21 protein-coding genes are annotated in these 16,900 nt (G+C 67.7%); 12 read left to right on the top strand and 9 right to left on the bottom strand.

Annotated features, from left to right (window positions below):
* Positions 1-4: 4 nt before the first annotated feature.
* From OCT48_RS16380 to OCT48_RS16370, 3 genes are all read right to left on the bottom strand, one after another.
* The gene (locus tag OCT48_RS16380) at positions 5-1,534 is read right to left on the bottom strand and encodes an FAD-dependent oxidoreductase (RefSeq protein WP_263590199.1); all 1,530 of its coding nucleotides are present in this window, start codon (positions 1,532-1,534) and stop codon (positions 5-7) included.
* A gap of 99 nt (positions 1,535-1,633) precedes the next feature.
* Positions 1,634-2,047 carry an alternative ribosome rescue aminoacyl-tRNA hydrolase ArfB gene (arfB, locus tag OCT48_RS16375; protein ID WP_263590198.1) on the bottom strand — a complete coding sequence of 138 codons (414 nt, stop codon included), beginning with the start codon at positions 2,045-2,047 and terminating at the stop codon, positions 1,634-1,636.
* A gap of 22 nt (positions 2,048-2,069) precedes the next feature.
* A complete protein-coding gene (locus OCT48_RS16370) occupies positions 2,070-2,285 on the bottom strand; it encodes a DUF3820 family protein (protein ID WP_263590197.1) in 216 nt (71 codons plus the stop codon).
* 173 nt (positions 2,286-2,458) lie between these two features.
* On the opposite strand from OCT48_RS16370, the gene OCT48_RS16365 reads away from it, so the two are divergent.
* The gene (locus tag OCT48_RS16365; protein WP_263590196.1) at positions 2,459-3,091 is read left to right on the top strand and encodes an SDR family oxidoreductase; all 633 of its coding nucleotides are present in this window, start codon (positions 2,459-2,461) and stop codon (positions 3,089-3,091) included.
* 38 nt (positions 3,092-3,129) lie between these two features.
* On the top strand, positions 3,130-3,504 hold the full coding sequence (locus OCT48_RS16360; protein ID WP_263590195.1) for a hypothetical protein: 375 nt from the start codon (positions 3,130-3,132) through the stop codon (positions 3,502-3,504).
* A 111-nt stretch (positions 3,505-3,615) separates the two neighbouring features.
* Here the strand turns inward: OCT48_RS16360 and bfr are convergent, their stop codons facing one another.
* Positions 3,616-4,083, bottom strand: coding sequence for a bacterioferritin (bfr, locus tag OCT48_RS16355; protein WP_263590194.1), 468 nt, complete (start codon positions 4,081-4,083; stop codon positions 3,616-3,618).
* A gap of 123 nt (positions 4,084-4,206) precedes the next feature.
* Complete coding sequence (locus OCT48_RS16350; protein WP_263590193.1) at positions 4,207-4,986, bottom strand: DUF1499 domain-containing protein; 780 nt, start codon at positions 4,984-4,986, stop codon at positions 4,207-4,209.
* 160 nt (positions 4,987-5,146) lie between these two features.
* Here OCT48_RS16350 and OCT48_RS16345 point away from each other — a divergent pair, with 160 nt between their 5' ends.
* Positions 5,147-5,677, top strand: coding sequence for a GNAT family N-acetyltransferase (locus OCT48_RS16345; protein WP_263590192.1), 531 nt, complete (start codon positions 5,147-5,149; stop codon positions 5,675-5,677).
* A 137-nt stretch (positions 5,678-5,814) separates the two neighbouring features.
* Positions 5,815-6,510 (top strand): aspartate/glutamate racemase family protein, encoded by a 696-nt coding sequence (locus OCT48_RS16340; protein WP_263590191.1) that lies wholly within the window; start codon positions 5,815-5,817, stop codon positions 6,508-6,510.
* Between the two features lie 58 nt (positions 6,511-6,568).
* Here OCT48_RS16340 and OCT48_RS16335 read toward each other — a convergent pair whose 3' ends face one another.
* A complete protein-coding gene (locus OCT48_RS16335; protein ID WP_263590190.1) occupies positions 6,569-6,856 on the bottom strand; it encodes a coiled coil domain-containing protein in 288 nt (95 codons plus the stop codon).
* A 157-nt stretch (positions 6,857-7,013) separates the two neighbouring features.
* On the opposite strand from OCT48_RS16335, the gene OCT48_RS16330 reads away from it, so the two are divergent.
* The 7 genes from OCT48_RS16330 (at position 7,014) to OCT48_RS16300 (ending at position 11,830) form a co-directional block, all read left to right on the top strand.
* Positions 7,014-7,397, top strand: coding sequence for an NAD(P)H-dependent oxidoreductase (locus tag OCT48_RS16330; RefSeq protein ID WP_263590189.1), 384 nt, complete (start codon positions 7,014-7,016; stop codon positions 7,395-7,397).
* Between the two features lie 163 nt (positions 7,398-7,560).
* Complete coding sequence (locus tag OCT48_RS16325; protein ID WP_263590188.1) at positions 7,561-8,340, top strand: SDR family NAD(P)-dependent oxidoreductase; 780 nt, start codon at positions 7,561-7,563, stop codon at positions 8,338-8,340.
* A gap of 142 nt (positions 8,341-8,482) precedes the next feature.
* The gene (locus tag OCT48_RS16320; RefSeq protein ID WP_263590187.1) at positions 8,483-9,316 is read left to right on the top strand and encodes an AraC family transcriptional regulator; all 834 of its coding nucleotides are present in this window, start codon (positions 8,483-8,485) and stop codon (positions 9,314-9,316) included.
* A gap of 14 nt (positions 9,317-9,330) precedes the next feature.
* Positions 9,331-9,945 carry a LysE family translocator gene (locus tag OCT48_RS16315; RefSeq protein WP_263590186.1) on the top strand — a complete coding sequence of 205 codons (615 nt, stop codon included), beginning with the start codon at positions 9,331-9,333 and terminating at the stop codon, positions 9,943-9,945.
* A 202-nt stretch (positions 9,946-10,147) separates the two neighbouring features.
* Positions 10,148-10,498, top strand: a complete 351-nt coding sequence (locus OCT48_RS16310) for a VOC family protein (RefSeq protein ID WP_263590185.1) — start codon at positions 10,148-10,150, stop codon at positions 10,496-10,498.
* 180 nt (positions 10,499-10,678) lie between these two features.
* The gene (locus OCT48_RS16305; protein WP_263592638.1) at positions 10,679-11,323 is read left to right on the top strand and encodes a hypothetical protein; all 645 of its coding nucleotides are present in this window, start codon (positions 10,679-10,681) and stop codon (positions 11,321-11,323) included.
* 162 nt (positions 11,324-11,485) lie between these two features.
* Positions 11,486-11,830: a DUF427 domain-containing protein gene (locus tag OCT48_RS16300; RefSeq protein WP_263590184.1), complete on the top strand. Its 345-nt coding sequence runs from the start codon at positions 11,486-11,488 to the stop codon at positions 11,828-11,830.
* Positions 11,831-12,170: 340 nt separating this feature from the next.
* Here the strand turns inward: OCT48_RS16300 and OCT48_RS16295 are convergent, their stop codons facing one another.
* The 3 genes from OCT48_RS16295 to OCT48_RS16285 all read right to left on the bottom strand — a co-directional run bounded on the left by OCT48_RS16295 (position 12,171) and on the right by OCT48_RS16285 (position 14,629).
* Positions 12,171-12,710: a YgjV family protein gene (locus tag OCT48_RS16295; protein ID WP_263590183.1), complete on the bottom strand. Its 540-nt coding sequence runs from the start codon at positions 12,708-12,710 to the stop codon at positions 12,171-12,173.
* 222 nt (positions 12,711-12,932) lie between these two features.
* Positions 12,933-13,928: an ion transporter gene (locus OCT48_RS16290; protein ID WP_263590182.1), complete on the bottom strand. Its 996-nt coding sequence runs from the start codon at positions 13,926-13,928 to the stop codon at positions 12,933-12,935.
* Between the two features lie 44 nt (positions 13,929-13,972).
* Positions 13,973-14,629 (bottom strand): 5'-methylthioadenosine/S-adenosylhomocysteine nucleosidase, encoded by a 657-nt coding sequence (locus OCT48_RS16285; protein ID WP_263590181.1) that lies wholly within the window; start codon positions 14,627-14,629, stop codon positions 13,973-13,975.
* 582 nt (positions 14,630-15,211) lie between these two features.
* On the opposite strand from OCT48_RS16285, the gene OCT48_RS16280 reads away from it, so the two are divergent.
* On the top strand, positions 15,212-16,882 hold the full coding sequence (locus OCT48_RS16280) for a GMC oxidoreductase (protein WP_263590180.1): 1,671 nt from the start codon (positions 15,212-15,214) through the stop codon (positions 16,880-16,882).
* Positions 16,883-16,900 lie beyond the last annotated feature (18 nt).

Below are 16,900 nucleotides of genomic sequence, written 5' to 3'. Positions count from 1 at the left end.
CGGGTCAGCGGTCCGCGCGCAGGCGGGCCTCCATCTCCGCCTCGGCCTCTAGGCTCTCCCGGTCGCGGAAGATCGTCGCCACCGCCAGCAGGCGGTCCTCGGCGATGAAGCGCGCGGTGAAGTCGTGGGCCGCGGGGTCGCCGTCGGTCTCGATGCGCTCCCAGTGGGTGGCATGCCCCACGTAGTTGATGCCGATATCGTAATGCTGGCTCCAGAAGAAGGGCACGGCGGCCCGGGCATCGCCGGCGCCGAGGATGTTGCGGGCGGCGCGCTGCCCCTGGCGCTGAGCCACCGTCCAGTGCTCGATGCGCACGCGCTCGCCGCTGATCGGGTCCGGCCAGCGGGCGCTGTCGCCGGCGGCATAGATGCCCGGCACGCTGGTCTCCAGGGTGTCGCTGACCCACACGCCATCGTCCACCGCGAGGCCCGCCGCCTCGGCCAGCGCGGTGCGCGGGCGCACGCCGATGCCCACCACCACCAGGTCGGCGTCGAGGCGCTGGCCGCCCTCGAGCTCGACCGCGTCGGCGGTGATGCCCGCCACGCGTTCCTCCAGGTGGAAGACCACCCCCTTCGACTCGTGCAGCCCGCGGATGAAGTCGCCCAGCGTCTCGCCGAGGACCCGCTCCAGGGGGCGCGCCTCGGGGGCGACCACCCGCACCTCGAGCCCGCGCTCGCGCAGCGACGCCGCCACCTCGAGGCCGATGAAGCTGGCGCCGACCACCACGGCGCGCCGGGCGCCGGCCTCGACGGCGGCGATCAGCGCCTCGCTGTCGGCCTGGCTGCGCAGGGTATGCACGTGGGGCAGCTCGGCACCGGGCACCGTCAGGCGCACCGGCTCGGCGCCGGTGGCCAGCAGCAGCGCCCCGTAGCCGAGGATCTCGCCGTCGGCGAGCCGCAGCCGCGAGGCCTCGGGCTCGATCGCCGCCACCTCGGTGGCGAGCCGCAGGGTGATGTCGTGCTGCGCATAGAAGTCATCGCCGCGCAGGGGAAGCCAGGCGGCCTTCGCCGTGCCGGCCAGGTAGTCCTTGGAGAGGTTGGGGCGGTCGCAGGGCGGGGCCGCATCATCGCTGACGATCGTCACCGGCCCCGTGTAGCCCTGGCGGCGCAACATCTCCGCGGCGGCCTCGCCGGCCGCCCCGCCGCCGACGATCACCACCGAGGACGGCGAGCGGGCCGGGTGACGCTTCGGCCCGGGCTCGGCACGCTCCCGCACGATCACCCGGTCGCCGACCACCTCGGTATTCCAGCAGGCCAGGCCGTCCAGCGCCGGGGCGGCCAGGGCCTCGCCGCTGCGCAGGCTGAAGCAGGCGTGGTGCCAGGGGCAGCGCAGGGTATCGTCGACGATCAGGCCGTCGCCGAGCGGCGCGCCATAGTGGGTGCAGCGGGCGCCGACGGCGTGGAAGTCGCCGCCGCTGCGGGCGAGCAGCACGGCCTTCTCGCCGACATGGCCGGTGATCATCTCGCCCTCGGCCAGCTCGCTCAGTTCGATGCCGGCGGCCAGGTCCGGGCCGCCCGGGGTCTTGTCGGCACTCATGGCGATCTCCTGCGAATGAAGGGACGTCACGAGTCACTATAGGCGTCGGACCGGGCGCCCGTCGGCCTCGATCGAGCGCAGGCAATTTTCGGACATTGCCTAGGGCTTCACCTTGCCGCGCAGCGCCTTGGTCTTGCCCTTCTTGACCTTCTTGTCGACCCGACGGCGCTGGGAGCCCTTGGTGGGGCGGGTCGGCTTGCGGGCCTTCTGCTGCTTGATGGCGCGGCGGATCAGCTCGCGCAGGCGGGCGAGGGCGTCTTCCTTGTTCAGCTCCAGGGTGCGGTGGCTCTGGGCCTTGATGATCACCACCCCCTCCTTGCTGATGCGCTGGTCGGAGAGCGCCATCAGCCGCTCCTTGTAGAAGGGCGGCAGGCTGGAGGCGGGGATGTCGAAGCGCAGGTGGACGGCCGAGGCGACCTTGTTGACGTTCTGCCCACCCGCGCCCTGGGCGCGGATCTGGGTGATCTCGATCTCGTGCTCGACCAGCTCCACGGTGTTGGAGATACGCAGCATGGCAACCTCGTCGTCTGGGGGCTCAGGTATCCCGGCGCAGGGGGTCGAGGAGCTCGCTCAGCCCGTTGTGGTCGATCTCGTGCATCAGTTGCAGCAACCGGCCGATCTGCCCCTCGGGAAAGCCCTCCCGGGCGAACCAGTTGAGGTAGGGGCCGGGCAGGTCGGCGATCAGGGTGCCCGCGTGCTTGCCGAAGGGCATGCGCAGGGTGACCAGCCGTTCCAGGTCTTCGGGGTTCACGGGGCTCGCTCCTCGTTGCGCTGGGGTGCGGTAAGCATGGCGTGGCAGCTTACGGCACCGGGCCGCCGCCGGCCAGGCCAGTCGGCCTATCCTTCATGCTAGGCTTGGCGTTTCCGCGCGACGCGCCGTCTACCGAGTGGTCCGCGACAGGCAACCGACAGGGAGGAAGCAGCATGACGACACTGGTCATCGGCGCCAACGGCCAGATCGGCCGCCAGTTCTGCGAGCTGGCCCAGGCGGCCGGGGTGCCCATCAAGGCCATGGTCCGCCGCGAGGCGCAGCGCGCCTGGTTCGAGGAGCGCGGCATCGACACGGTGGTGGCCGACCTGGAGGGCGACTTCCGCCACGCCTTCGCGGGCTGCGACCAGGTGCTCTTCACCGCCGGCTCCGGCCCCCACACCGGCCCCGACAAGACGCTGCTGATCGACCTCTACGCCGCGACCCGCGCCGTCGACCTGGCACGCGAGCTGGGGCTTTCGCGCTTCGTGATGGTCAGCGCCCTGCGCGCCGAGGATCCCCAGGCCGCACCGGAGAAGCTGCGCCCCTACATGGCCGCCAAGTTCGCCGCCGACGCCTACCTGCGCAGTGCCGGCGTGCCGCACCTGATCCTCAAGCCCGGGCGGCTGACCGACGCGCCCGCCACGCGCAGGGTCGCCACCTCGCTGGAGGAGAGCGGCGGCGAGAACACCGTGTCGCGGGCCAACGTGGCCCATGCCTTGCTGCACCTGGTGCAGGCGCGGGCGCTGGTCGACCGGGAGTTCCACCTGCTGGACGGCGAGCGTGCGATTGCCGAGGCCCTGGCCTGAGCCGCCCCGCCACCCGGCCCCCCAGAGGAGACACCGCCATGACAACGCCAGACCCCGCGGCGGCCCTCGCCGTCCGGGCCCGTCGGGTGCTCGAGCTGGCCCCCGAGAGCCTGCTGCCGATGACCTACCAGCAGCTCGCCGAGGCGCTGGGGCTCGCCCCGCCGCGGACCATCCAGCGCGTCGCCCAGGCGCTGGAGGCGCTGATGGGGGAGGACGCCCGCCGGGGGCGCCCCTTCATCGCCGCCCTGGTGGTCAGCCGGCGAGGCGAGGGCCTGCCGGCGCAGGGCTTCTTCGACCTCGCCGTGGAGCTGGGCCGCTTCCCGACCGATCCCTCGGCCCACGCCGAGGCCTGGCGGGACGAGTTCCGGCGCGCGCTGGCGGGGCGCGGCGAGCCTCGCGGCGGAGAGGCATGATGGTCTCGGCCGAGCACGCCACCATCGCTCCCTTTCCACCCCGCGCCTGGTGACGCCGCCCCCCTGACACGAGGAGTCGCCCGACTGGGCCGAGGGCTTCGCCGCGTCAGCTCACATCTGCGCGGTCAGGTAATTCTCGCGGCCCACCAGCCTGATCAGCCGGAGCTGCTGCTCCAGCCAGTAGGCGTGGTCCTGCTCGGTGTCGGTGAGCAGCGGCATCAGCACGGTGCGGGTCTGGAAGTCGCGCTCCCGCTCGCACAGGGCGATGGCGGCCTTCAGGGCGTCGCCCACCTCGTATTCCAGCTGCAGGTCGTTGGCGAGCATCTCCTCCACGTCCTGGCCGATGCGCACCGGGGTGCGGGTGTGGATATCGGGCTTGCCCTCGAGGAACAGGATCCGCTCGATCAGCTGCTTGGCATGGCCCTTCTCGTCGTCGAACTCGTGGGCGATGCGCTCGTGGAGCTTGTTGAGGCCCATGTCGGCGTACATCTCGGCATGGATGAAGTACTGGTCCATGGCGGCGAGTTCGGCGGCGAGCAGTCCGTTCAGGGCGTCGATGATCTCGGGGTTGCCTTTCATGGGGATCCTTTCCTGGCGCAGGGGATGTCAGGACGGTATCCTAGGCAGAACCGCGTCGCTGGTCAAATTTTCCTTTAAATTCATATGGTTGAGACTGCCTTTGCGTGCGATTCGCAATTCGTTTCACGGCGCGGTGGTGCCATCGACCCGCCGACCCAGCGCCTCCAGGTAGGCCTGGATGCGCGCCGCATTGGTGCCGAGGTCGTTCTTGCCGACCCGGGAGGCGGAGCGCATGTCGACCCTTACGCCGTCGTCCGTCTCCGTCAGGCGGATCACCACGTCGTCCCGGAAGCCGAACCAGCGGGTGGTGGCGGTGGCCTCGATCCGCTTCGGCTCGACGGCGGCGATCTCCCAGCCCAGCTCCCGGGCCATGGCCTCGGCGGCGGCCCGGACCTCGCCGAGCGTGGCGTCCAGGGTGAGCGGCCCGAGCCGCGGGTAGCCGGTCCGCTGCTGGCGGGCGGTGGCCTCGCCAGGGTAGGCCACGGCGTTGGGCGCCGCCTCCCGGGCGGTCACCAGGGCCTCGAAGGCGGGCGGGTTCTCCAGGTCCGTGGTGATGTCGTGGATCGGCGGCACGCTGCGGGCGAGCTGCATCAGCTGGGCCGGCAGCGCCACCAGGCTCGCCCCGGCGACGATCACCAGGGTACCCACCAGCGCGACCCGCCAGCGCCGGCAGACCATGGCGACGACCAGCGCCACCAGCCCCACCGCGCCGGCGCCGATCGCCAGATGCGCGCCCTGACGCAGCCACGCGAAGGAGGTGGAGAGCGACACCAGGTCGAGCCGGTAGGCCGGCCCCGCGCCGCCCAACAGCAGGGCGGCCACGATCAGCAGGATCACCGCCAGCCAGGCGAGGCGCGTGGGCCACTTGCCGCCGCGCCGGCGCGGCTTGAACATCAATGACATGGTGGGTCCTTCCCCTTTGGTCCTCACAGGCCCTCAGCATACGTGCTGGACCGCTATCCTGCCGACCGTTCCCGGGCGAGCGATCGTCCCGGGATGCTAGGCTGGCGGAGTCGCCATGCCGGCTCCGTTACGATGCCTGCTACAGGGGAGACGCCTGCCGATGCCATTCGTCCGTGGACCTGCCGCCGTGATCCGTGACGCCGGCCCGAGGGACGCCCGCGACATCGCCCGCATCCACGTGGGCGCCTGGCACGATGCCTATGCCGGCATCGTGCCCGAGGGCTACCTGAGGCGACTCTCGGCGATGCGCTTCACCCGACGCTGGCTCGCTTCGCTGGCGGCCACGCCGGGCGGCACCCTGGTGGCCACGGCGGCCGGTGGCCGCGTGGTGGGCTGGGTCGCCATGGGACCCAGTCGCGACGAGGACGCCGCCGATGCCGGAGAGGTCTACGCCATTTACCTGCGGGCCGAGCAGTGGGGGCGTGGTGTGGGCCGGGCGCTGCTGGCCGCCGCCGAGCGGCGGCTGGCGGGGGACGGCCACCGGCTGGCCAGCCTCTGGGTGCTCGAGGCGAACCAGCGGGCGCGGCGCTTCTATGCACGGCTCGGCTACTCGCCGGATGGCCGCCGGGCATCCCTCCGGCTCGGCGGCAAGGAACTGCATGAACTGCGCTACCGCAAGCCGTTGCGGTGATCGGGTGCGGAGATCGGTAATCGGGGACGTACCCCCTATCGGCCGAGCGATCTCTGCTAGCCTGACAAACGGGTAATCGGGGACGGGCGGGTAATCGGGGACGTACCCCTATCGGCCGCAGGGAGTGGGGAGGGAGTATGCAAACCATTGGGCTGATCGGCGGCATGAGCTGGGAATCGACCCAGACCTATTACCGCCTCATCAATCAGCAGGTGAGAAATCGACTGGGCGGTCTGCACTCGGCCAGGCTGGTGCTCTACAGCGTCGACTTTGCCGAGATCGAGCCCCTGCAGCTCCGTGGCGACTGGGACGCCGCCGCCGAGATCCTCGGCTCAGCGGCCCAGGCGGTGAAAGCCGCCGGGGCAGACTTCCTCGTGCTCTGCACAAACACCATGCACAAGGTCGCCCCACAGATAGAGCGCGTGGTAGAGGCTCCCCTGCTGCATATCGCGGATGCCACGGCCAGCGTACTGGCGAGCGACGGCGTGACGTGCGTGGGGCTTCTGGGAACCCGGTTCACGATGGAGCTGGCGTTCTACCGCGAAAGGCTCGAGGCGCGCGGCATCGAGGTGCTGGTACCCGATGCGGCGCAGCGGGAGGTGATTCACGCCGTCATCTTTCAGGAACTCTGCCAGGGGGTGATCAAGCCTGAATCGAAAGTCGCCTACCTCGGGGTGGTGGACTCCCTGGCCCAGCGAGGCGCCCAGGGAGTGATTCTGGGCTGTACCGAGATGGGACTCTTGATTCAGGCGGGGGATACCGCGGTCACGCTCTACGACACCACGGAAATCCATGCCGAGCAGGTCGTGCGCCTGGCGCTGGGGGAAAGCTGATCCTCCGGGAGCGTCCCATCGAGGCAGGGCGGCTGCCTGAGGGGGGCTCCCGGCAGGGTCACTTGAAGCGGGAGCGGGCGGACTTGATGGAGTCACTCAGAGACTCCCAGGCGCGCTCCGCGCCGGCCTTGACGTCGTCCCAGGCGTCGTCACTGGAATGGCGCAGCTCGTCGAGCTTCTGGCGCATCTCGTCACGTTTCGCCTCGAGCCGATCGACCTCCTTCTCCTGCTCGATACGTGCATCGGCCTCGGCACCCCGGGCCCGCGCCTTCAGCTTGTCCACCTCGGCCTGCAGTTCATCCAGCTTGGCGCGCAGCTTCTGTTCGTAGGCATTCCTGTCGCTCATATGGGAGTACTCCTTTCCGTCTACCGGTATGGGGAACCTTGAAGATAGCCTGTCATGGGGCGACAAGGCGCCGACGATTCAGGGTGGCATACCGCGTCGGGGCGGTTGCAAGGACGTGGCACTCCCGCTCTCCACCATCGCTGGAGGGTGGTCCGCCATGCCGGCGACGCTGAAGGCCTGGGTGGACCTGGTGGTGCGCATGGGGCGCACGGTGGACTATGACCCGAGCCGGCCGGACGACCCCTTCACGCCCCTGCTGGCCGACCGGCCGCGTCACGCGATCATCCTGTCGTCACGGGGCGGCGCCGGCTTCGAGCCCGGCGGCGAGCTGGCCCACATGAATCACCTGGAACCCGGCCTGGCCACGGCGCTGGAATTCATCGGCATCAGCCGTATCCACCGGGTGGCGATCGAGCATCAGGAAGAAGGTGGGGAACGGCTGGCCGCCTCCCTCGAGGCGGCAGAGCGCCGGGTGGATGGGCTGATCGCCCGGCTGCAGGCGCGGCATCAGGCCAGCCGGGAGGCGGCGGTGACGGCCTGAGGGGCGACCACCGTGGAGTGATCGGGGACGAGTGATCGGGGACGGACCCTGAGGGATCCCCCGGGGCTGTCCCCCCCGAATTCCGTGGCGTTCCTTTGTAGATTTCAGGGCTCTCCATTCGACTACCAGATATCACCACCCACGAACTGAAAGGAGAATGGAGATGCTGCTCAGCAACAAGAATGCCGTGATTTATGGGGCTGGCGGGGCTATCGGTCGTGCGGTTGCCCTCGCGTTTGCCCGGGAGGGAGCAGGCGTCTTCCTCGCCGGCCGCACGCTTTCAAAGCTCGATGCGGTCGCGAAGGAAATCTCCATGGCGGGCGGCGTAGCTGAGACGGCGGTTGTCGACGCGCTCGACGAACAGGCCATAGAAGCGCACGCCGCCGAGATCATCCGCAAGGCGGGACTTATCGATATCTCGTTCAATGCCATCGGCATGGACGACGTTCAGGGCACCCTGCTCGTCGAGATGTCGCTCGAGGATTTCGCCCGCCCGATCAACAGGGCGACGCGGTCGCAGTTCCTGACGGCCACCACCGCGGCGCGGCATATGGCCAGGCAGGGGGCGGGCGTGATTCTGATGCTCACGGCGACACCCGCGCGCCTGGCCATTCCACACTGCGGGGGGTTCGGCGTGGCGTGTGCGGCGCTGGAAGGCTTATGCCGACAACTCGCCGCTGAGGTTGGGCCCGAAGGCGTGCGGGTGGTTTGCTTGCGTTCGGCCGGCTCCCCGGAGTCGATCCCCGAAACGATGGATATTCACGCCGCCGCCGGCAAGGTGACACGAGATGACTTCATCGCCTCGCTCGAAGAGATGACCTTGCTCAAGCGTTTGCCGGCCCTGGCCGAGGTCGGCGACATGGCCGCCCTCATGGCGTCAGATCATGCAAGTTCGATGACCGGGACAGTCGCAAACATGACCTGCGGTGCGATCGTCGACTAACTGTAGGGTCCCGGATGATCAAATGAGCTACAGGAGTTATCGCCGCTGAGTCGGCGAATCCTGGCCAATTCCGCAATAATGTCCAAGCCCGTGGCCTGGGCCAGGCCTAAGCTATGCCTGAGTGGCGTTCCGGGAGGCAGGCATGGCGAAGCAATTCAGTCGGTTCGACTACTTCAAGAGCCGGCATATCCCCGAGCTTACGGTGCTGCAGGCGGCGCTGAGCGATTTCAGCTACGACCGTCATGCCCACGAGGAGTACGCCTTCGGCGTCACTCTCGCCGGGCGGCAGGATTTCTTCAGCGGCGGCCAGTTCCACCGCAGCCCGCCGGGCAACGTCATCCAGTTCAATCCCGAGCAGGTGCACGATGGGCACCCGGGGGGCGACAGCGCGCTGGGGTATGTCATGACCTACGTGCCTTCCGCCCACCTCGAGGCACTGTTTGCCGATGCGGCGGGATGCGAGCGGGCCGGCAGGTTCCGATGCGGCGAGACCCTGATTGCGGATCCCGAGTTGCGCCGTGCCATCCTGGACCTCGCTCATCTGGTGACCCATCAGGAGGGCACGCGCATCGATCAGGAGCACGCCCTCTACCGAGTGGCGACCCGCCTCGTTCAGCGTGCCGGCAATCATCGGCCGGACGGCAGGCCGAGCCGGCCCGATGCGCTGCTGCTGCGGGCCAAGGACTACATCCTCGCGCACCTCGAAGACGATGTATCGCTGGACGATATCAGCCAGGCCGCCCACCTCTCGAAGTACCACTTCCTGCGCCTGTTCCGGCAGCAGTTCGGCATCACGCCGCACCAGTATGTGCTCAACTGCCGGGTCAATGCCGCGCGCACCCTCCTGGCGGCGGGGGCGGCACCCAATCAGGTGGCCTTCCGCTATGGCTTTACCGACCTCAGCCATTTCAATCGCCGCTTCAAGCGCATCTATGGCATGACGCCCCTCCAGTACCAGCGCAGCGTCAGCCGATAACCCGAGGCTTCCCCATGTTAGAGATCGTCGCCTATGCCCTGGGCGTCATGTACACGCCTGGGCCCGTGAACCTGCTCGGCCTGAATGCGGGCCTCAACGGCCAGGCCAGAACCTCCCTCGGCTTCTTCGTCGGGGTGGGGCTGGCCATGCTGGTACTCTTCCTGGCGTTCGGCTGGCTCGGTGCGGCCTGGGTGCGCGGCGACATGCTCGCCGTGGTGGGGGCGCTGGGATGCGCCTATATCCTCTACTTCGCCATCAAGGTCGCCCGCTCGAGTATCGACCCGGGGGCCATTCGCCAGGCGTCACGCGTGCTGAGCTTTCGCGATGGCCTGATCATGCAGCTCTGCAATCCCAAGGGCATGATCGCGACCCTGCCGATCGCTACGATCCAGTTCCCCGCCGCCGGCATCCATGGCGCGAGCCTGGTGCTCTGGTCGCTGGGGCTGGCGGCGCTGGCCTTCGGCGCCCCCGGCAGCTATGCGCTGATGGGCGCCGTGGTCGGGCAGCGCATCGAGAACCCGACGATTCTCAAGGGCTTCAGCCTGGCGATGGCGGCACTGCTGGTGTGGGTCGCGTTATCCATCAGCTACGAGCACGTGTGGCTGCCGCTGGCAGCGGGCGGGCCTTGAAGGGACCTTGCGAAGAAAGGGGCCTCGCAACGCCGGCTCGACGCGGCGCGGGCAGGGTCTTATTGGCGCCTCTAGCAGGCCGTCTGACAGCCTCGCTCCCGCCGTCTAGGCTGGCTGGTGGATGGGGCGCATCCGACCGGCGAATGCGGCAGGGAGGGTGCGTTGCTCGACCACGCCAGGGACACAGCAGCCGAGGTGACGGATGAAGGTCAAGCGCATCATGGCCAACACGGCCACGGAAGATCTCGACAGGGCGGAGGCCTTCTACGGGGGCCTCCTGGGCCTGGAGCGGCTCATGGATCACGGCTGGTTTCGCACCTACGGCTCGGACGAGCGGATGCGGGTCCAGGTGAGCTTCGGCACGGAGGGCGGCTCGGGAACGCCAGTGCCCGACCTCTCCATCGAGGTCGACGATCTCGAGGCGGCGCTGGTGCGCTTCGAGGAGGCGGACATACCCATCGAATACGGCCCCGTCAGCGAACCCTGGGGCGTGCGGCGCTTCTACGTCCGCGATCCGTTCGGCAAGCTCGTCAATATCCTGCAGCACGAGTGAGTGCGCCGGGGCAGGACGCGGGCAATTTTCGTTTCATCAGCGGTGCGCTGTCGCTGCCGTGTCACGACGAGGCCAGTTAACGTCTCGTGCGGGGCGACTGGCCGATGAGAGGGGCATGGCGAAGCGGGCCGAGTATGCCCATGATGATGGGCCGAACTTTCAGGGTGGTGAGTGGTTGTCATGGTGATATACGTTGCGTTTTTCCTGATCTTCGTCGGTGTGACGCTCGCGCTCTATCAGGTGTACAGCGTGCACTACGCGATCAACTTCGAGGACGAGGAGGAGCGTCCGGAGCGGGTCAACCAGGCCCTGAAGTCGTTGACCGACGAGGCTCGGGGGTGTGCCGGCGGCGAGCCGTCGCCGGGCTTCGTGCAGGCGGTGCGGCGCATCTTCGGTAGCGGCGTCGATGCGCGCCTGGTGCTGGCGGCGGTCGCATCCGGCAAGCAGAAGGCTTTCGCGGAGCCGCTGCTGCGACGGAAGCGGCGGATCGAGACCAACGGCGAGCTGAGAATCGCGCACCTGCCGTTCTGGAAGACCCGCCCGCCGGCCCGCTACCGGCGGGGGCCGGTGTTGATGATCGTCATGGCCAGCAGCCTTCTGGCGCTTTTCTGGGGCGCGGCGAGCATCTTCACGGCGGCCTATCCGGTGGCAGCTCCCTCGCTGGCCTGGGCCAACAACGTGTTCGTGCTGGCGGCACTGGTCTATGCGTCGGCGCTGCTGGCCCATGGGGCCTCGAAGCTGGACCTCTACCTGCACGATATCCAGCAGATCGGCCGACTGAACCGGCGCGTGAACGGTTCAGAAGGCGTCGAGCAATTCGCCTAGTCGCTCCATGGCCGCATTCCCTGCCCCTGCGCCGCTTCCATCGGCCGGCCGGCGCCACCCCCCCCTGCCGATGGCCAACGCATGGCCAAGGTCCAGATCCAGTGACAGCCCCCGCCATGCCCCCTAAGCTGGCGGAAGTGCCACCCACGCCAGGAGGCCGACATGGCCGATCATACCGATACCTCGCGCATCACCCTCCACCCGCATGATCGCCGGGTGAGGATCTTTCACGGCGATATCCTGATCGCCGACACCCGAAACGCCATCGAACTGCGCGAGCGCGGCTATCCACACCGGCAATACCTGCCCAGAGAGGATGTGGACATGTCGAAACTCTCGGTGTCGTCCACCGTGACCCACTGCCCCTTCAAGGGCGATACCACCTACTACTCGCTCGTCGATAACGTCGATGTGGCTTGGAGTTATGACCAGCCGATCGAAGAGATGAAGGACATTGCCGGGAGGCTGGCGTTCGATGCCGACAAGGTCGTGGAAAGGGTGGCGTGACGTCGGCTTTCGAACCACCGTGGATACATTGGCAGATGCTGCCGGCACGATAAGCCGATGGCAGAGCGCGCTGTCGAGTTCACTGTCGGGGGTGGCAGCGGCAGGGGGGCGTGATGCCGACGACGTTGATAGGCATAGACTGCGCGACCGATCCTGCGAAGGTGGGCTTGGCACTCGGACGGTTCGAGGGCGGAAGCAGCGTAGTCGAGGACGTACAGCGAGGCGCTGCCGGCCGTCATCCGGCCGATATCATCGTCGGTTGGCTAGAGGAGTAATCGGGGACGTACCCCTATCGGCCTGCCGCGGCTTCGCGATGAAGTGAGTGCGCCGCGCGCCTGGCTCAGGACGCGGTGCCCTCGAACGCCTCGGGGTAGCGCCGCTTCGCCCGCAACAGGCGCCAGATGGTGATGGCGTTGGTGATCACCACCAGCGCCTCGGCCAGCGAGCCGCCCACGGCCCCCGCCAGCAGGTGGCTGAACAGCCAGGCTACCGCCGCCAGCCCCAGCATTACCCGCATGGGAATGCCGCGCAGCAGGAACATGCCCACCGTGCCCAGCAGCATGGCCACCACCGCGGGCAGGTCCGCCCAGCCCTGCCAGGTGACCAGCGCGGCCACGCCGCTGGCCGCCAGCACGCCGGCCATCACCGCTTTGCTGCCCGGGTAGCGACGGGCCAGGGCGATGCGGGCGATCACCAGCACGGTCAGCGCCGCCGCGGTCCAGCTCTGCAGGAACAGGAACTGCAGGGCGAAGGCGACGTTGGCCGAGATCAGCAGCACCAGCAGGCGCTCGTCCTGCTTGCTGGCGAAGGCGGCGATACACAGCAGCAGGGCGGCCAGGCCGAAGACCTGGCCGGCGAGGGCGGTGGGACTCTCCAGCATCGGGCATCCTCTCGAGTGAGCAGACGCCCAGCATAGCCGCTCCGACGGCGGTTGACGCAAGCCGCCGCTGCCGCGCATCTTGTCGGGACCCCACCGCGCAGAAGAGCTACGACGAAGGCGGCTGCCCCATCGGCGCGGTGATCATCGACAACGCCACCCGGCGCCACCCGCTGATCTGCCTATTCGGACAGACGCCGATTCTCCTTCGCGGCGCCGGCGGGCTCACTCGTACTTGTGCTGCCAGCCCTTGACCGCGATCTGCTCCTTGAGCAGCTCCAGCATGTCCACCAGCACCTGCTCGGTGATCTGTTCGCTATGGGGGTCGGTGCGCAGCCAGGCATCGAAGCCGCTCTCGGCCAGGTGCTCCACCAGGGCGGAGAACTCCGCCGACCGCAGGCCTTCCAGGGCCTCGTCGACCAGGCGGCAGGCCAGGTCGGAGAGCGAGGCCTCGAGCCCCCGGGCCAGCTGGCTGCCCAGCGGCAGGCGCCCGAGCCGCTTGAGCTCCGGGCTCTCCGCCAGGGTGCGGCCGACCAGGCCGCGCACGTAGCGCAGGGTATCGTCGCGGCTGTGGGCATAGGCGTCGCCCGCCATGGCCTCCAGCCGCTGGCTGATCTCACGGATCAGCGCCTGCTTGCGGGGCCGCACCACCCGCTCCATCAGCGGGGCGGACAGCCCGTCGCCGGCGCGGATCTCGTTCTGGACGTTGTCGAGCATGCGGATGGCGATGCGGTCGGTGAGCTCCTCCAGCAGGATGTCGTAGTACTTGGCGACCACGCCGTAGAGGTACCAGCGGCGCACGTCGATCAGGCCCATGCGCTGCAGGCGGTGCAGCAGCGAGATGACGCGCAGGATGCGCAGCAGCCGGAAGCCGCCCAGCGGGATGCAGCCGAGCACGTCGTACCAGTGCACGAAGGGATAGAAGAACCAGCGGTGGTAGTGCCGCTCGGCGATGGCCACCGCCCAACCCAGCAGTACGTCGAGCAGGAAGATGGCCACGAACGCCAGGTCGATGGTGAGGAAGTTGGCATGGATATGCCGGTCGTAGGCGCCGTGCAGGCCGGGGGCGACGGCTTCGAAGGCAGCGTTCAGCGGTGGCAGCAGTAAGAGACTGTCGAACAGCAGCAGGGCCAGGTTGGCGATCACCAGCACGATGATGAGCAGATCCCACACCAGGTGGGCCCGCTCCAGGGCGGGCGAGGTCGTGCGGGTGGTGGGCATGGCGCCTCCTTGAGCGGTTCCGGAACGTCCCTTCTTCACCCAGCCTAGCGCGTCAACAGCCCTTGGCCGATCGCCTCGCCGAGGCGGTCGACGGCGGCGGCCAGCTTCTCGTCGATGACATGGAGATACTCCGTCCAGTCGTCGACGTGGTGCAGCTCCGCCTTGCCGTCCGAGATGCCGCGCAGCACCACCAGCGGCACGTCGTAGCGCGTGCAGGCACGCAGGCAGGCATAGCTCTCCATGTCCACCATGTCGGCGGCGATGGCGGCATAGGCCGAACCCGAGACGATATTGGCGCCGGTCGACAGCGACGCCTCACGAATCCCGGGAATGCGCAACGGCAGGGGAAGGATCGCCGGCAGGTCGAGAAAGGGCGTGACGCCCGTCTCGAAGCCCAGCGGCGAGGCATCCATGTCGCGGTAGGCGACCGAGGTCGCCTGATAGACCTCGGTCTGCTCGAGATCCCGGCTGCCCGCCGAGCCCAGCGATACCACCAGGTCCGGCAGGCGCCCGCTCGCGTTCAATTCGGCAAGCGCGGCGGTGAGTTCCACCGCCGCCTCGACCGGCCCCACGCCGGTCATGAAGGGGTCGAAACGCCTCCTGAGATGCGGGCCGTATTCGGCGTCGGCCGCCATCACGAAGAGGATCTTCCAGCCGCCCAGGTCTGTCAGCGGCGCCGGTGCGCGATGTCCTGCACTCATCCTTCGATCCTCCCTCGGCTCATGGCCGCCTTCATCGTGCCTGTCGTGGGCGTGATCGGCTTGGCCTCGTCGCCGGCCAATCGCTTGATGATGGTACGGATACTGGGTTGCTCGGACACCATGGCCTCTCGCTCAAGGGCGTCGTGAATGGGTAGGGGCAGGAATAGCGGGAAAAGAGCAAGACAGCAAGAACGCGCAAGGTCGACGAAGCCAAGCCGTGCCCATCGAGTACGGCCCCGTCAACTCGATGCGCCAAAGTACGGGAAAACTCGTACTCCAGTGCTAGGCTGAATCTCAGAACACCATAACGATACCGCCAGTGCGCAGGGAGCCACCATGGCAACGGATTCCCCGAACCCCGTAGCGATCTGCACCCGCACGATCGCAGGGAGGGTAATACCCGGCGACTCCCTACATCCCGGCATACAAGGGTGAATGACCGAGAGCGCGCCATATCAGGCCTCTCGGAGAATGGAAATCACCAACGCGTAGGGAGTGACCATGGGTACCGCAGCAGCGAGTCAAAACCTTCAATATGGTTTTCCGACCCCGGGCCCTCAAGATCCCACCGGGCAACGGGTCATGGACCATGTGTTTTTCCTGTCCAATTCTGCGTGGAAAGCCGCCAGAGAGGAGAATGCTTATGACTATGTGGTGGTGGGGACCGGCTTTTGCGCCCTGGCGTTTGCCCAGCGTGTCCTGGAGGCCAACCCTCACAGCCGTATCCTGATGATCGAGCGCGGCGCCTTTTTCCTTCCGGAACACTTCCAGAACCTTCCCTTGCCCTTCAAGGACACCCTGGGGGGACTCTCCGAAACCTTCCCCTGGACCCTGTCCGCCACCACGGCCCTGGGGCAGGATGGCCCCGTCCGTTGGCAGCACGGCATGGTGCCCTTCTTCGGTGGCCGCTCCACGCTGTGGAGTGCCTGGTGCCCCCGGCCGAACGGTGACGAGCTGGTTGGTTGGCCGCCAGCCACCATCGAGGCCGCCCGGCGTAACTTCGAGACGGCCGAAGCCCTGCTGCGCGTGCAGAAGGCCGACCAGATCGACCTGGAGCGCAGCACGGAAGAGCTACGCGTCATCGGGAAGGGTCGGCCCGTGTATGGTCCCCTGCAGCAGTGCATCCAATCGCTGCTACGAGAAAAGGGAAAAGGTGTCGACGGCATCTATCGGACCCAGGCGGCGCCCTTGGCATCCGCCGCGGAAAACGTCAACGGCATCGACTTCCAGAAGTATTCCACACCGGGCGATATCCTGGCGTTGGCCGACAAGCAGGCCAGGCTGCACGCCGCCGGCAAGGGCGCCAGGCTGGATATTGTCACCGATTGCACGGTCGAGAAGATCCAGCAACAGGAGATCGATGGTGCTCGCCAGGCCACCGCCCTGGAAACCTCCCGAGGCGTGCTGCCCCTGGGAGCGGCGCAGCTGATTCTGGCCATGGGCACCCTGCCGCCCACCACCCTCCTGCGTAATTCCTTCCCGGATACCCAGACGCTCGGTGAACGCTTTTCCGCGCACTTCATCAGCTCCATCGTCGCGCGGGTTCCCAAGTCGTCACTGGACCCGCAAGGGCACTTTGGCGACCTGGAGTTGAGTGCCTGTTACGTTGCCGGTGTGGCCGACGACAGCTATGAACAGCAATTCCATATTCAGCTCTCGTCGTTGTGGGATGTGAACCCGGCGAAGAACGCGGGCACGGCATTACGCTACATGCCGGATGTGGTGGCCACCGCGTCGCAGGCCCAGCTGCAATCCTCCGAAGGCTATGTGGTATTCGTCTGCGCGGTGCTGGGGGAGCTGGATTACGATAACCCGGATTCCTGGTTCCTGCGCAATCACCAGGATGGCAATGTCACCACCAACTCGTTGCTGCAGGTCAGGGAAAGCTCCCGGGATTATCGGACCTGGGACGCCATGGATGAGGCCACCTTCGGTATCCTGGAAGACGTCCTGTCGCCGGAGGACGCCGCTCGGGTGGAGTACTGGCATGGCGACCCGGATCAGGGGGAGTGGAGTTCCGAGCGCCCTGGCCGGCACCAGCGACGGGTCGATGCCCTGGTTCATGAAAGCTCCACCCTGTACCTGGGGGAAGAGGAGTCCGCCCCCGTGGATCTGAACTATCGCTTCAGGGGCAGCAACAACGTGTATGTAACGGGCGGTGGACTGTGGCCACGCGGCGGTTCCTGGAACCCGACGATGACCATGGTGGCCCTGGCACAGGACCTGGCGGATAAACTGGAAGGCGCGAAATAGCCTGGCTTGCCATGGGTT

Origin of the sequence: Halomonas sp. M4R1S46 (assembly GCF_025725685.1) — a bacterium.
GTDB lineage: Bacteria > Pseudomonadota > Gammaproteobacteria > Pseudomonadales > Halomonadaceae > Halomonas.
Note: the sequence above shows the minus strand (reverse complement) of the source record. Positions and strands in the feature narration are given on the sequence as shown.

Excerpts from the sequence above, each read along its gene's own strand:
- OCT48_RS16340 (WP_263590191.1), top strand. The coding sequence starts at position 5,815 with ATGCAAACCATTGGGCTGATCGGCGGCATGAGCTGGGAATCGACCCAG.
- OCT48_RS16280 (WP_263590180.1), top strand. The coding sequence starts at position 15,212 with ATGGACCATGTGTTTTTCCTGTCCAATTCTGCGTGGAAAGCCGCCAGA.
- OCT48_RS16345 (WP_263590192.1), top strand. The coding sequence starts at position 5,147 with ATGCCATTCGTCCGTGGACCTGCCGCCGTGATCCGTGACGCCGGCCCG.
- OCT48_RS16335 (WP_263590190.1), bottom strand. The coding sequence starts at position 6,856 with ATGAGCGACAGGAATGCCTACGAACAGAAGCTGCGCGCCAAGCTGGAT.
- OCT48_RS16295 (WP_263590183.1), bottom strand. The coding sequence starts at position 12,710 with ATGCTGGAGAGTCCCACCGCCCTCGCCGGCCAGGTCTTCGGCCTGGCC.
- OCT48_RS16360 (WP_263590195.1), top strand. The coding sequence starts at position 3,130 with ATGACAACGCCAGACCCCGCGGCGGCCCTCGCCGTCCGGGCCCGTCGG.
- OCT48_RS16300 (WP_263590184.1), top strand. The coding sequence starts at position 11,486 with ATGGCCGATCATACCGATACCTCGCGCATCACCCTCCACCCGCATGAT.
- OCT48_RS16310 (WP_263590185.1), top strand. The coding sequence starts at position 10,148 with ATGAAGGTCAAGCGCATCATGGCCAACACGGCCACGGAAGATCTCGAC.
- OCT48_RS16380 (WP_263590199.1), bottom strand. The coding sequence starts at position 1,534 with ATGAGTGCCGACAAGACCCCGGGCGGCCCGGACCTGGCCGCCGGCATC.
- bfr (WP_263590194.1), bottom strand. The coding sequence starts at position 4,083 with ATGAAAGGCAACCCCGAGATCATCGACGCCCTGAACGGACTGCTCGCC.
- OCT48_RS16320 (WP_263590187.1), top strand. The coding sequence starts at position 8,483 with ATGGCGAAGCAATTCAGTCGGTTCGACTACTTCAAGAGCCGGCATATC.
- OCT48_RS16330 (WP_263590189.1), top strand. The coding sequence starts at position 7,014 with ATGCCGGCGACGCTGAAGGCCTGGGTGGACCTGGTGGTGCGCATGGGG.
- OCT48_RS16315 (WP_263590186.1), top strand. The coding sequence starts at position 9,331 with ATGTTAGAGATCGTCGCCTATGCCCTGGGCGTCATGTACACGCCTGGG.
- OCT48_RS16285 (WP_263590181.1), bottom strand. The coding sequence starts at position 14,629 with ATGAGTGCAGGACATCGCGCACCGGCGCCGCTGACAGACCTGGGCGGC.
- OCT48_RS16365 (WP_263590196.1), top strand. The coding sequence starts at position 2,459 with ATGACGACACTGGTCATCGGCGCCAACGGCCAGATCGGCCGCCAGTTC.
- arfB (WP_263590198.1), bottom strand. The coding sequence starts at position 2,047 with ATGCTGCGTATCTCCAACACCGTGGAGCTGGTCGAGCACGAGATCGAG.
- OCT48_RS16290 (WP_263590182.1), bottom strand. The coding sequence starts at position 13,928 with ATGCCCACCACCCGCACGACCTCGCCCGCCCTGGAGCGGGCCCACCTG.
- OCT48_RS16305 (WP_263592638.1), top strand. The coding sequence starts at position 10,679 with ATGGTGATATACGTTGCGTTTTTCCTGATCTTCGTCGGTGTGACGCTC.
- OCT48_RS16325 (WP_263590188.1), top strand. The coding sequence starts at position 7,561 with ATGCTGCTCAGCAACAAGAATGCCGTGATTTATGGGGCTGGCGGGGCT.
- OCT48_RS16350 (WP_263590193.1), bottom strand. The coding sequence starts at position 4,986 with ATGTCATTGATGTTCAAGCCGCGCCGGCGCGGCGGCAAGTGGCCCACG.